We start from the raw sequence: 12,740 nt of genomic DNA, 5'->3' as shown, positions 1-12,740 counted from the left end.
TCATGACTGATTCCACTAGAAAAGAGGCTCTTCAAATCACTGAAGTTCCGCCCGAACTGCGTGGTCTTTCCGATGAAGAAATCATCAAAAACTCGGAAAGCAAAGAGAAAAAATTTATCGGTAAAAAGCACAACGGCGCAAAACGCCCGTCCAAGCGAGAACGCCAAAAGCTCAAAGAGCAAAACGAAAAAGCCAAGTTCAATTCGCTTGCGGCCAAATACAACAAGGCCGACTCTTCCAAGTCTCAAGAATCTGAAAACGATGCCGAAATCAAGAGCATCCTAAAGAAGATTCACGCCAATGCACCGAAGAGCGAAGATGCCGAAGTCAAGAAAGCCCCCGTGCAAGCAACGCCCACAGAACCGCCCAAACGAGTGCTCAAGAGCGTCATTTCAGAACCGCCCAAACCACCTTCTGGACGCGTCCTCAAGGGCTCGTTCGGAGTTAAACCGGGCGACAAGCCAAAAACCGTAATCGTCTCTGCAGCAGACCTCGCACGCCAGCGCATCGAAGAGCGCGCCAAAAAGATTCGCGAAGCGCTCATGGCAAAGAACAAGGCTCTGCACCCGGAAGCTGCCGCCGAAATGCCTGTCAAGCGTCCTCGCGGCCGTCCCCGCAAGAATCCGCTTCCGCCGGCAGAATAAGTTTCACAGCCCGCCACGTTAAGTGCGCGGGCATTTTTATTTGAGCACGCAGGTATTTTTTACCGAATGCGCGACTCCCGCGAAAACAAACAAGAACAAACAAAAAGCCCTTCTGCTTTCACAGAAGGGTTTTTCAGAGGCAACGGGCGGACTCGAACCGCCGAATAAGAGTTTTGCAGACTCGCCCCTTACCAACTTGGGTACGTCGCCATAATTGCAGACGCAATATAAGTATTTATTTGAACTTATACAAGGGGGCAAAGTAAAAAAAGTCAAAAAAAATTCATTTTCATTGTTTAGACCCCCTCCATTACCTATTTTTTACGCGTGAAACAGCCCTCGATTAAGACCAAACTACTTGCGACGCTCGGCGCCCTCTGGATGAGGAGTCTCCGCATCCGCCTTCGCGTCCCAGAAGACTTCCGGCCCGGCATCCTCGGACTGTGGCACAAGGACCTGCTCGCAAGCTGCGCAGCCTTCAAGGACAAGAACGTCCACATTCTCGTCTCGGAATCTAGTGACGGGGAATTCTTCGCCCAAGCGGCCAAGCAACTCCACTACGAAGTCACGCGCGGTTCCGACACACACGGGGCAACAAACGTCCGCCACCTACTCAAGTCGCTCAAAGAAGGCCGCTTTGTCGGCATGGCGCTCGACGGCCCGCACGGGCCGGCACTCCAGGTGAAACCTGGCTCGCTTTGGCTTTCCAAGGCAAGCGAGCGCCCCCTCTGGCTTTTTTGCATCAAGTACGGCAGGCATTTTCGACTGAACGGGTGGGATAATTTCATAATTCCGCTCCCGTTGACAGCTATTGACATCGAAATTAAGTATCTTTTGCCCGAAAATATTCAAAATAAGGAAACACAGCCGTGATCGCATTACCTCCAAAATTCGTCGCATTCGACTTAGAAACGACTGGTCTTGTTAACCGCAAAGACGAAATCATTGAAATTGGCGCCGTAAAGTTCACTGTAGAAGTGAAAAACGGTCGCGTAGTCCCGAAGCTCATCTCGGAATTTGACACGCTGGTAAAGCCCAACATGCTCATTCCCGCCGAAGCTACGAACGTGAACCACATTACCGACAAGATGGTCGAAAACGCACCTCCGGTCGGCGAAGCGCTCAAGCAGTTCACCGCATTCTGCGGCCCGGGCTCCATCTTGCTCGCTCACAACGCAAACTTCGATGCGAGCTTCTTGCGTACCGCCTACGAACAGAACCCGCAGTTCACACCAGGCAACCCCGTCGTCGATAGCCTCGCCATTTCCAAAACCATCATGCCGGAACTCGCAAACCACAAGCTCGGTTTCATGGCCAACATGTTCATGAAGCGCGGTGAAATCTCGATGACCATCGATGAAGAAAAGATGCACCGCTCCGTGTACGACTGCGAAATGCTCATGGAAGTGTTCGTAGCCCTCCTCCGCCGCCGCCTTAAAGAAAAGGAATGGGAAATGGGGAGCATCATGCAGGCCATGGCCAAGTACAAAGGCGTCCCGCAGTTTATCAGGAAGTAGACAGTACTTGTCATTCCCGGCTTGACCGGGAATCTCCTCTTTACAAACTCCGCCTCGGTTTCAGCACCGGGGCTTTTTTGTATAAAAAAGGCGACCCCGCAACAAGTGCGGGGTGACAAAGCCAACGTCAATAAATACACAAAAGACCGCCATGCAGAGCATAGCGGCTTTCGTCAAACCTTTAATCTAAAAAATTAGATTCCGAGTTCCTGAGCAACAGCCTGGATGCCAAGCTTGCTGATCGTGCGGAGACCAGCAGCGCTAACGCGGAGGGTCACCCAGCGGTCTTCTTCAGGAATGTAGAAGCGCTTCTTCTGGAGGTTCGGAAGCTGCTTGATCAACTTCTTACGATTAGAGTGGGAAACCATGTTGCCCACGAGACCGGCTTTGCCGGTGACTTCACAAATGCGGCTCATATTAAACTCCGTTGTTTTTACAGGCAGCAATTTTAGCTAAAAATTTCAAAATTGTCAAGGCTAAAGTTTAATCTTGCAGTGCCTTTGGCAAATTAAACTTGGTATTTTCCACTAATTTTACAAGATTTCGGACTTCAATGGGCCCAAATTTTTCTTTCAGCCAATCGACAACACCCTGAACCAGCACTTCCGGTGCGCTAGCCCCGCTCGAAAGTCCGACCGTTTCAATTCCATCGAACCATGACGAATCCAGGTCGTTTACATCAGCAATCAGATGGCTCGGGAGGCCCTGTTCAAGCCCCAGTTCCATCAAGCGCGACGAATTAGACGAGTTCTTTGCCCCGACGACCAAAAGCATATCGACCTCAGAGCAGAGTGCCAGGACCGCAGCCTGACGGTTACCCGTTGCATAGCAGAGATCACCCGCTTCAGGACCAATAATATTCGGGAAGCGTTTCTTGAGCGCATCAATAATCTTGCGCGTTTCAGCCACAGAGAGCGTCGTTTGCGTAATGTAGGCGAGTTCCTTGCCTTCTGGCACCTGCACCGTTTCAGCATCAGCTTCGTTACGAATAAGCGTAATAGCACCTTCCGGGAGCTGTCCAAGAGTTCCAATCACTTCGGCATGTCCAGCGTGTCCAATCAAAATAATATGGCGGCCGGCATTGAAATGACGTTTGGCACTAAAGTGAACCTTGAGCACCAGAGGGCAGCTAGCATCGAGTACCTTCAAATGACGTGCCTCGGCTTCTTCATAAATGCTTTCGGCAACACCATGAGCCGAGAAAATCACCACGGAACCTTCCGGCACCTGATCAAGTTCATCGACAAAAACAACACCCTTGCTTTTGAGCGTTTCTACAACAAACTTATTATGCACGATTTCGTGACGCACATATATCGGCGTACCAAACTTTTCGACTGCTTTTTCAACGACATGGATAGCGCGGTCCACTCCAGCGCAGAATCCACGAGGGGTAGCCAAAACGAGTTTTTTCATACTTCACCTAATTTACTTTAACAAATTTTTCAAAAATTCAATCAATTGCTGGTACGAGTCGCTAATTTTCGCACTTTCGTGAGCAAGAAAAGTCTGTACCAAGCGAACATCGGGCTTATTCCGTTGAGAGAATCCATCCGTCGATTGCAACTGAGCTATAATGCCTTCACGAACAAGTGTCGCGACCGTTTCCTTTTGCCCTTCTGCATACGGCCCCACGCAAGTGGCAACGCCCCGTTGGAGAGGTTCCCAAAAATCATGGACTCCAAGGCCACGCGCAAATGAGCCGCCCACAACAGCTGACTTAGAAACCGCAAAAACATCTTTCGTCACGCCAAACTGCGAAACGATGGATACGGCTCCCTTTTGCACTTTAGGCCAGTCAACAACGATAATTTCCTGATTCAACAACGACTTGCGAAAATCGGCCACTTCAGAAAGACGACGCGGTACAAGCACCACCGCTTCCTGACGCTTAATTGACGATTCAATCATGCGGTAAACGCTTGCCCATTCCTGAATATGCATCGAGATAAACGATGTATCGACAGTCGGATTTTCAGGAGCCGAAACGTTTTCGCCAGAGCGCACCCACGGCAAAAGTTTCCAGTCACCGCCAATCATCATGCGCGAATTGTTCGCACGCGCAGAGACGCTAAAAAAGCGCGAAAGGTCAGATCCGGTTTGCATACTCGCAAAGCCAATCGCCGAATAGTCCATTCCAGGAATCGCCCTATGGAAACGACCCGAAATAACGGCCACGGAAGGGCGCATCGAAATTTGCAACATCGAAGAGAGATAACCGGGCCAAAGTTCATTTTCGGCAAGGATAAGTCCAAGCGGTTTCACAGACGAAATAAAGTATTTCATCGTCGTAGGCGTATCTGCAGGCGCTATACACGCCGCAACATCAGCACCCGATTCCTTGATATACGAAAGCACTTCGACTTTTTGCGTCGTCACCAAAAGACGCGGACAATTCGGCAAATCTTCCTTGAGATACTTCGCCACATTCAGAAGCATCTTACATTCGCCTAGGCTTGCACCATGCATCCAAAGGAACGGACCTTTAGGCCACGGGCCACGCAAGCGGTCTTTCACATGGTACTTGTTTTCTATAACAGGAACCTTGGCTGCAACTTTAGCTACAGACCCTAAAGCTTCACGCGCAATGTCCATTACCTTAAACATAGAAAGCCGCCAATTTTCTCAATACAAGTAACAAATTACAAAACAAAAGCCACAACCAAGTAGAGGAATCCGCAAAAAAAGCCTGCCAAAAGGTTCTTTGCGGAGGAACGTGCACTGAATCACAAGAAAAAGCACGCGAAACACTCAAGCGAGGCAACATCGCAGGGGTTTTCAATGCCCAAGCACGCCACACATCGCCAAATTTCTGTTCCAAAAAACGGTCTTCAATTCGAGAAAGAAAAACTTCAAACGCAATAACGACAACCATGAACGGAACAGTCCAAAGCGATGCGCCCAAATGAAAAAACGCAACACCAAGAGCAAAGCCGGTATTGGATATATAAAGCGGATGCCTGACCCAAGCATAAGGGCCGCAAGTCACCAGAGCATCTGCATCATGAACGTAACCGCGAGTATGTTCGCCAATAAACTGCCGACTCCGAACACGCAATAGAGCACTTGCCACATATAGCAGGGACGCAACAAAAACGCCCACGATACAATCATTTATACAGAATTGTTCCGAAAAAAAACTCGGAGGGGCACATACCAAAGCAATAGCAATCACCCCCAAAATATATCCGCGAAAACGATACATAAACGTTGAAACAGCATGCTTTGCACTAGGCATGATCCATCTCCACGATTTCAAAACGTTGTTCTAATTCACGAGTCAAAACATCGTGACTTACAAGGACAACCCATTTATGCAAAAGTTCCGCCGTATCGAGGAATGCCGTCAAAAGAGGTTCGCGGTCTACAAGTGCAACTGACGCAAAAGGTTCATCAAGCAAGACCATAGCACAATCAGAAGCAAGTGCCCAGGCCAAAGCAACACGAGCACGTTCACCGCCCGACATTCCTTCTTTATCTATAATCTTATCAACACGGGCAGCACGGGCAAATTCGACAACCGCAACAGAATTTGTTTGTGCAAGAAGTTTTTTCAACAAGTGAAGCGGAGGCAATTCCAAGTCCTGCGCAACAAAGAATACATTATTTTTGAAAGGCAAAGAACAAGTAATTTTACCATGATCCCAGTCTTCTAGGCCAGCAAGCAAGCGCAACAACGTCGATTTACCCACACCATTGCGACCACGTACAAGTACAGGCTTTTTCGTATTCCAGCAGAGAGAGAAATTGCTGAACAGTGTTTCAAAAGCACCTTCGTACGAAAAATCGCCATGGACAATTTCCAAATTTTCGGTATCTGGCGAGCAGCAGAAATTCACCGAACTAGAATCCGATTTTTTCGAAGGCAACGCTTCGAAACTTTCCAAAACATGAAGCGCACTCATCGCCGAACGAGCCTGCGGCATCACACGTGCACATTCTTTCACAGGTTTATAACAAAGGAGGACGGCCGAGCAGAACAAAACAAGCCCCGTCCCATCCATCCAGCCTTCCGAAATCAAAAGCGCACAGAAGGCAAGCACAAAAATCATCGCGAGAACCGATACCGATTCCATCACCAGCGATAAAGTTCCCTTACGGAACGATACTTCTAGGCCATCATCCCGAAGATCACGCAACTGATTTACCAGATTATTTGAAACTTCCTTACGTTCGAACCGAGAACTCCAACGATGGAAAATTTTACGAGCAAGATAAAGCGAGCCACGAAAATTCGAGCGTTCCGTCAAAACACCTTCTTCTGCAGGTCCCATCTTATGCAAGCATCGTTGCATCCAGCTCACAAGAGGTACAACGACAACAAAGAGGAACAACGTAAGCGGCCAGGAGATATAGAGCAAAACCGGCAAAAACACAAGCAATTGGAGTACGGCCTGAACAGCTTGGAAAAACACACCTCCATTGGACTGCAACACTAGAGTCGATTCATAAGCAGCCTCAACCTTAGCATCCCCCTCCGGCGTATGGAACACTCGCGGCGAAAGCGACCGAAGAGTCCGCAAGAACCAAGCCATTACATAAGCGCCTGTTCCGAAAAGCCATTTTTCAGAAACATTCATTTTCAAGAGGAAAAACACAAAACGGAGCACTGAAAGAACGACCATCAGCGCCAACCATTGCGCAAGCGAAAATACGGTTTCACCTTGAAGAATCCCCATAAACGAGCGAATCCCCCAAAGCAACGCAGCGTCAGCAGCACTCGCCAAGAGCGCCACAGGCAAAAAGCGCAAAATGCACCACCAAAGATTCTTTTTCAGCCTTTTTTTCAAAATCACGGGAGAAAAATAAAAAAATCAAACAAACACCCTTGACATAATTCTACAAAATCCTATATTTGGCGCACACTAAAACGCCCCTATCGTCTAGTGGCCCAGGACTCGGGATTTTCATTCCCGCAACAGCGGTTCGAAACCGCTTGGGGGTATAAGGAAAAGGCTTGCTTTTTAGCAAGCCTTTTTCGTTACCCTCGAGCAAACCGCAACACAGGGTATAAAAAGGACTTGTCGGAAGACAAGTTCTTTTTTTGTACTCCCAAGCCAACCGCAACACAGGGTTTAAAAAGATCAACGCCCCTTCTCAAAAAAAATTTAATCAGCCACCCTTGACATTATTCTATAAAATCCTATATTTGTCTCCACACAAAACGCCCCTATCGTCTAGTGGCCCAGGACTCGGGATTTTCATTCCCGCAACAGCGGTTCGAAACCGCTTGGGGGTATAAAAAGCTCAACCGCAAGGTTGGGCTTTTTTTGTACCCACAAGCCAACCGCGACACAGGGCATAAAAAGATTCTCTGAGAAGCCCCTCCCTACTCTATTTATCCAGCAGTCAAAAATTCAATTAGAGATTGCCGCGTCGCTACGCTCCTCGCAATGACGAGAAAGACAAGCACCGCTTCTATATTGAGCACCCTATAAACGGGAAGTCGCCCTCGATTGGAGGGCGACAGTAATTTACGAGTTGGAATGAGAGACTTTTTGAATAAACTCCAAATACACCAAAACCGTATTTACGGTTCCTTGTCTCGTGATGTTTATTTCGTTTAAAAGCGGATTTGCGTTTGCATATTCGCAAACAGATCAAAGCTCCCCTCTGATACGTTCACGTAAGAAATATAGCATATTTTTTTCAAAAGAATACATTTTTATTACACAAATTCATTTTTTGACCAAAAAAGTGCTAAAAATCACCACTTTTTCGTATAAATTTTCTTTAAAATTTCGGAAAAAGACCGCGACGAGCAAGGAAAAAATGATTTTTCGAAAATTTTTTTGGTTTTTAGCTTCGCTCTCGCGCGGTCTATCGAACCCTCTGCGAGGGTTCTCATCCGCTTCCATTCTGTTGAAACAAAAAGGAGAGAGAGGGATGGGACAACCCGATCATTCTCCCTTCTCTCAATACGAGAGAGGGATTAGACAAGACGTTCACTTCGTTTCACGTCTTGCCCTACGGGTTACGGCCAGAGGCCGTAATCTCAAACTCGCCTGCGTTCGCTTCGCTCTCGGCGAGTTTGTCGAACCCTCTGCGAGGGTTCTCATCCACCCATTATTTCACTTGAAACAAAAAGCGAAGCCTTACGGCTTCGCTTTTCGTTTCAAAGGAGAGAGAGGGATTCGAACCCTCGGTCCTGTGACAGACTCCGGATTTCGAGACCGGCCCATTCGACCACTCTGGCATCTCTCCGAGGTTTGCATAATATAGTATAATTCATTTAAAATGTCTATGTTCATTAACCATTTCCAACAATCTTTTACTCCCTTTTATAGAAAACCTTGCACAAATTACTTTTTATAAGCAATGAACCCATCCCATAAATTACACTACTAATGGCAGCATAAATTCCATTTTACTTATTTCAGAGAGCGGCCTTTTAAAAACCTTTGATTTCAAATCTTTATTTTCTACATTTGGCGCACAAATTAGGGGACCCAACAGACTTCAGGTTTATAAGTGCGAGTGCACTTCGGGGCTTATTGAATGCTCGACAGAGCAATGTGATGACGCGGCAAACGCTGCAGATGAAGTTTACGGATCCCGAAGGTGACTTATGGCAGAAAATATTTCTAGCAATACGGAAGATCTGTACCCAGACAACAATTCCAACATGAATCTCGAAGCCGATGCGTTCTTGAACGCTATCGCAGGCGGAGCAGACGAAGACCAGGCCGACGAAGCGGCTTTCCTCGCTACCAATCCCAACGGCGTTATCGTCGATGATAATGGCGAAGTTCTCAAAGCTGGCGCAGAATCCAAGATTTGCGAAGGCGAAAAGGTCGAATTTATCGACGATGATGAAGCGACAAGTGATGTCGCAAAAGAGAAGCCCATTCAAGCCGAAGATGACACAATCGCAGAAGAAGCAACCGACGCACCGACTAGCTCGGCAACCTTAAATGAAGACTCCGCAGACGAAGAAGATGTCGGTGACGAATCCTTGGTGACGTTCGACGATCTCGGTCTCTCTCCGGAAGTTCTTGAAGCGGTCAAGCTCGCCGGTTACGAAACGCCCTCGCCCATCCAGGCTAAGGCCATCCCGGCGCTTTTGCAGGGTGCAAACCTTCTCGGAACAGCACAGACAGGTACCGGCAAGACAGCAGCATTCTCGCTCCCGCTCCTTTCGCGCATCAACTTCAACGGACGCGAAACGTCCATGCTCGTGCTCACGCCGACACGTGAACTCGCCATCCAAGTTTCGGACGCCATCCAGCAATACGCCGTCAAGATGCCGAACATAAGCGTTGTCCCGGTTTATGGCGGTCAGGATATTTCCATCCAGTTGAGAGCCCTCAAGCGCAAGGCAAACATCATCGTTGCCACGCCGGGACGTTTGATAGACCACATCAAGCGCGGTTCCATCTCGCTCGGAGCGGTCAAGGCAATAGTCCTCGACGAAGCCGACGAAATGCTCGACATGGGCTTCATGGAAGACGTTGAAACCATCCTCAAGGAAATTCCCGCCGATGCTCAGCGCGCACTTTTCAGCGCTACCATGCCGGACAGCGTGAAAAAAATTATCGACCAGCACTTGGGCGAATACGAAGAAGCCCGCATCGAAGGCAAGACAACCACAGTCGAAAACATCTGCCAGCGCTACTTGCTCGTAAAAAACGAACACAAGATCGAAGCGCTCGCCCGCGTCCTCGAAGGCGAAGAATTTGACGGCGTCTTGATTTTCGTGCGCACCAAGCAGAACACCACAGAAGTCGCCGAGAAGCTCGAAAGCCGCGGATTCAACGTAGCCCCGCTCAACGGAGACCTCGCCCAGTCCATGCGCGAACGTACAATCAACCGTTTGAGAATGGGCAAGCTCGATATCGTCGTCGCGACAGACGTCGCCGCCCGCGGTATCGACGTGGATCGCATTTCACTTGTTGTAAATTACGACATTCCGTACGACACGGAATCCTACGTGCACCGCATCGGCCGTACAGGCCGTGCAGGCCGCAGCGGTAACGCCATCTTGTTCATCACACCGCGCGAAAAGCGCATGCTCAAGACCATCGAGAAGGCTACACGCCAACCGATTGACGTGATGGAAATGCCGACTTCCGAACAAATTAGCAAGAAGCGCGTCGAAGCATTCAAGGCTAAAGTCAAGAGTGTCGTAAGCTACGGTGAACTCGACCAGTTCAAGGAACTTGTCCGCACGCTCGTCGCCGAAGGCTGCAACATGAAGGATGGCGTCGCCCTTGAAGATGGCTCCGTCAACGAAATGACTGCCGAAGACATCGCTGCCGCCGTCATCAAGATGTACCAGAAAAAGCAGCCGCTCTTCCCGAACCTCCCGCCGCTCGAAGCTCCGAAGGAACGCCGCGAAAAGGTCCGCACAGGCAGAGACTTCCTCGGCAATGGCGAAGATTTCGGCCTCAATAGCGAAGAACAGAAGCGCATGCGTAAGGAACGCAAGGAAGGCCTGAACGGCGTCGAAGAAGGCTTCTTGCGCTATTACCTGGGCGTTGGCCGCATCGACCATGTGACCCCGCGCGACATCGTGGGAGCAATCGCTGGCGAAGCGAACATCAACAGCAGCAACATCGGCCGCATCAAGCTCTTTGACAAGTTTAGTACCGTTGAACTCCCGAACACGCTTCCGCAAGACGTTCTCGACATTTTGTCTGAAATGACCATTCGCGGCAACGACGCCCGCTTCCGCGTGATGACCGACGAACCGCCCGAGGGTCCCGCACCAGGTACAAGACCGCATGCCAGCCGCGAAGAACGCCGCAGCTTCCATCGCGACCGCAAGGGAGGCTTCCGCGACGATGAACGCCGTGGTGGATTCCGCAAGAATCGCGAAGGTGGCGACCGCTTTGGTGACAAGCCGTTCGAAAACCGCAAAGTACGCCGTGAACGCGAATTCGCAGACCGCAAGCCGGGCAAGTTCGATGACAAACCCTTCCGCAAGGACCGCGATGAACGTAGCTTTGGCGACAAGCCATTCCGCAAAACTCGCCGCTTCGGCAGACATTAAAAAACATGGGCGACCCTCATGGCCGCCTTTTTTGCATTTACAAAATGCCAATAAAAAAAAAGCCCGTTTCCAACAACAACGGACTCTCTTTAAATATTAATCATTTTTCAACCGCCAATAAAAATCAGCGCAAAGCTAGACACCAACAGAAGAACACCCCATACGGTCTCGACAATTGGCCCAACTTTCTTGATTTCGATTTCATTGTTTTCCATGTTCTTATCCTCACACCCTAGGCAAGCAACATCGCTCGTCTACGTTTCATAATGTATAATCATGAACGATAAGGATAAACTACAAAACAGAATGTTTCTTGGACAGTTTATCAATGTGGTAAATTGGAATATTCAAAGTCCAAATATTGCAGGTCCGCATAACGGCGCGGTTTTAATCCAAATCAAAAGCAAATCTATACCCGTAAGTATTTAGTTTTTTGACTATGGGGGCAATATCTTTCATCAGCACGTCTTTTTGAAAAACTAACATTACTTTATTTGGACCATGAGCATTAGCAAGTAGTCTTAAAACTTTATCCTCTTTTTTACCTGGCATATTTCCAATTTGACGATCCACTTTCGAACGGATATCTTCTATAAATTTCCACAAATCAGCATCGTTGTTAAATGTATAGAAGTTATAGCCATCAAACCGGCTACCCTTATTGAAAAAAGTTTCATTCAAACTGACAACATAGGCGATGCCATCATCTTTACGGTAAAACGACAATAGCAAATCAAGACCTTTATATTCTTCAACGCACTCTCTATCCTCAACATCTATCTCAGACATTTCAGAGAGCGATAACTTTTGACGGTTACGCAAGTACTTATATCTTAGACCTTTCATTCGCTGAATAACAAGGCCACACCACATATAATCGGTTCTAGGAATACTTAATTGAAAAACATCCTTATAATTAGTCCCAATCGCAATGTTGAAATCAGAATATCCACAGAAGTACATTGAAGATAAGGCTTTATAAAAATCTACGTAGGAAAGGTTATCATCAACATGTAACTTGGCTAATTCAAATATATCTATAGACTCACCATTCCCTAAAGCTTCTTCCAAAAACTTTCCTCTTGTGTCACACAATTCTTTGTAAAGAGGCTTGTCAATGACATCATCAATAACGGAAATATCGGTAGCAGTCTTACCGAGAACCGTTCCATTCAATGAGTACTCTTCTGTATTGATATCGAGGAGTATTTCACCCTCTTTCAATGTCTCGAATTCCTTCTTCGCGCTGTCGCAGGCCGCAAGGAGGAAAAGGGAGAGGAACAGGATGTATGCGGAGATTTTAGACATTTGTACGGAATATACAAAATTGCGACTGAAACCGTGTATGCAAGGGGAACCGTGCAGGGTGGCCCCGGAACAAGTCCGGGGTGACAGCGCGGGAACGGGAATTCCCGGGGAAGCGCCACGTGCTGTATAAAAAGAAAAAGCCCCGCTCGCCGTGTTTCGGCAAGCGGGGCGTGAATCCAGCGGCGACCTACTCTCCCGGGCCCGGGGGCCAGGTACCATCGGCGATCTGAGGCTTAACTTCCGTGTTCGGGATGGGAACGGGTGTGACCCTCACTCGAT

Annotated in this window: 10 protein-coding genes, 4 tRNA genes and 1 rRNA gene; 6 read left to right on the top strand and 9 right to left on the bottom strand. The window is 48.3% G+C overall.

What is annotated here, in order from left to right; all coding sequences use genetic code 11:
- Positions 1 to 2: 2 nt before the first annotated feature.
- Entirely contained in the window at positions 3 to 644 is a 642-nt protein-coding gene (locus BUQ91_RS14200; RefSeq protein ID WP_074209751.1) for a hypothetical protein, read from the top strand.
- 137 nt (positions 645 to 781) lie between these two features.
- Here the strand turns inward: BUQ91_RS14200 and BUQ91_RS14195 are convergent.
- Positions 782 to 854: transfer RNA gene (locus BUQ91_RS14195), tRNA-Cys, on the bottom strand.
- A gap of 117 nt (positions 855 to 971) precedes the next feature.
- Between BUQ91_RS14195 and BUQ91_RS14190 the strand changes: the two genes are divergently transcribed.
- A complete protein-coding gene (locus BUQ91_RS14190) occupies positions 972 to 1,517 on the top strand; it encodes a lysophospholipid acyltransferase family protein (protein ID WP_254842381.1) in 546 nt (181 codons plus the stop codon).
- Positions 1,514 to 2,161, top strand: a complete 648-nt coding sequence (locus tag BUQ91_RS14185) for a 3'-5' exonuclease (RefSeq protein ID WP_014546603.1) — start codon at positions 1,514 to 1,516, stop codon at positions 2,159 to 2,161. Before BUQ91_RS14190 ends, BUQ91_RS14185 begins: the two co-directional genes overlap by 4 nt.
- Positions 2,162 to 2,355: 194 nt before the next feature.
- Here BUQ91_RS14185 and rpmB read toward each other — a convergent pair whose 3' ends face one another.
- The 5 genes from rpmB to BUQ91_RS14160 all read right to left on the bottom strand — a co-directional run bounded on the left by rpmB (position 2,356) and on the right by BUQ91_RS14160 (position 6,951).
- The gene (rpmB, locus tag BUQ91_RS14180) at positions 2,356 to 2,577 is read right to left on the bottom strand and encodes a 50S ribosomal protein L28 (RefSeq protein WP_072830039.1); all 222 of its coding nucleotides are present in this window, start codon (positions 2,575 to 2,577) and stop codon (positions 2,356 to 2,358) included.
- Positions 2,578 to 2,644: 67 nt separating this feature from the next.
- The gene (gene ispH, locus BUQ91_RS14175; protein WP_072830037.1) at positions 2,645 to 3,577 is read right to left on the bottom strand and encodes a 4-hydroxy-3-methylbut-2-enyl diphosphate reductase; all 933 of its coding nucleotides are present in this window, start codon (positions 3,575 to 3,577) and stop codon (positions 2,645 to 2,647) included.
- A gap of 12 nt (positions 3,578 to 3,589) precedes the next feature.
- Positions 3,590 to 4,768 (bottom strand): glycosyltransferase N-terminal domain-containing protein, encoded by a 1,179-nt coding sequence (locus BUQ91_RS14170; RefSeq protein ID WP_074209750.1) that lies wholly within the window; start codon positions 4,766 to 4,768, stop codon positions 3,590 to 3,592.
- Positions 4,761 to 5,399 (bottom strand): methyltransferase family protein, encoded by a 639-nt coding sequence (locus BUQ91_RS14165; RefSeq protein ID WP_074209749.1) that lies wholly within the window; start codon positions 5,397 to 5,399, stop codon positions 4,761 to 4,763. Before BUQ91_RS14165 ends, BUQ91_RS14170 begins: the two co-directional genes overlap by 8 nt.
- On the bottom strand, positions 5,392 to 6,951 hold the full coding sequence (locus BUQ91_RS14160; RefSeq protein WP_254842380.1) for an ABC transporter ATP-binding protein: 1,560 nt from the start codon (positions 6,949 to 6,951) through the stop codon (positions 5,392 to 5,394). Before BUQ91_RS14160 ends, BUQ91_RS14165 begins: the two co-directional genes overlap by 8 nt.
- Before the next feature lie 82 nt (positions 6,952 to 7,033).
- Between BUQ91_RS14160 and BUQ91_RS14155 the strand changes: the two genes are divergently transcribed.
- Together BUQ91_RS14155 and BUQ91_RS14150 are read left to right on the top strand one after the other, a co-directional pair.
- Positions 7,034 to 7,106, top strand: a tRNA-Glu gene (locus BUQ91_RS14155).
- A gap of 221 nt (positions 7,107 to 7,327) precedes the next feature.
- Positions 7,328 to 7,400, top strand: a tRNA-Glu gene (locus BUQ91_RS14150).
- Positions 7,401 to 8,280: 880 nt separating this feature from the next.
- On the opposite strand, the gene BUQ91_RS14140 is transcribed toward BUQ91_RS14150, so the two are convergent.
- A tRNA-Ser gene (locus BUQ91_RS14140) sits at positions 8,281 to 8,365 on the bottom strand.
- Between the two features lie 364 nt (positions 8,366 to 8,729).
- On the opposite strand from BUQ91_RS14140, the gene BUQ91_RS14135 reads away from it, so the two are divergent.
- Positions 8,730 to 11,153: a DEAD/DEAH box helicase gene (locus tag BUQ91_RS14135; RefSeq protein WP_074209747.1), complete on the top strand. Its 2,424-nt coding sequence runs from the start codon at positions 8,730 to 8,732 to the stop codon at positions 11,151 to 11,153.
- Between the two features lie 387 nt (positions 11,154 to 11,540).
- On the opposite strand, the gene BUQ91_RS14130 is transcribed toward BUQ91_RS14135, so the two are convergent.
- The gene (locus tag BUQ91_RS14130) at positions 11,541 to 12,461 is read right to left on the bottom strand and encodes a hypothetical protein (RefSeq protein ID WP_074209746.1); all 921 of its coding nucleotides are present in this window, start codon (positions 12,459 to 12,461) and stop codon (positions 11,541 to 11,543) included.
- Positions 12,462 to 12,635: 174 nt separating this feature from the next.
- Positions 12,636 to 12,740 (bottom strand): 5S ribosomal RNA (rrf, locus tag BUQ91_RS14125); the annotation flags it as partial.

Source organism: Fibrobacter sp. UWB11 (assembly GCF_900143015.1).
Classification (GTDB): domain Bacteria; phylum Fibrobacterota; class Fibrobacteria; order Fibrobacterales; family Fibrobacteraceae; genus Fibrobacter.
This window is presented reverse-complemented; position numbering and strand designations above follow the sequence as displayed.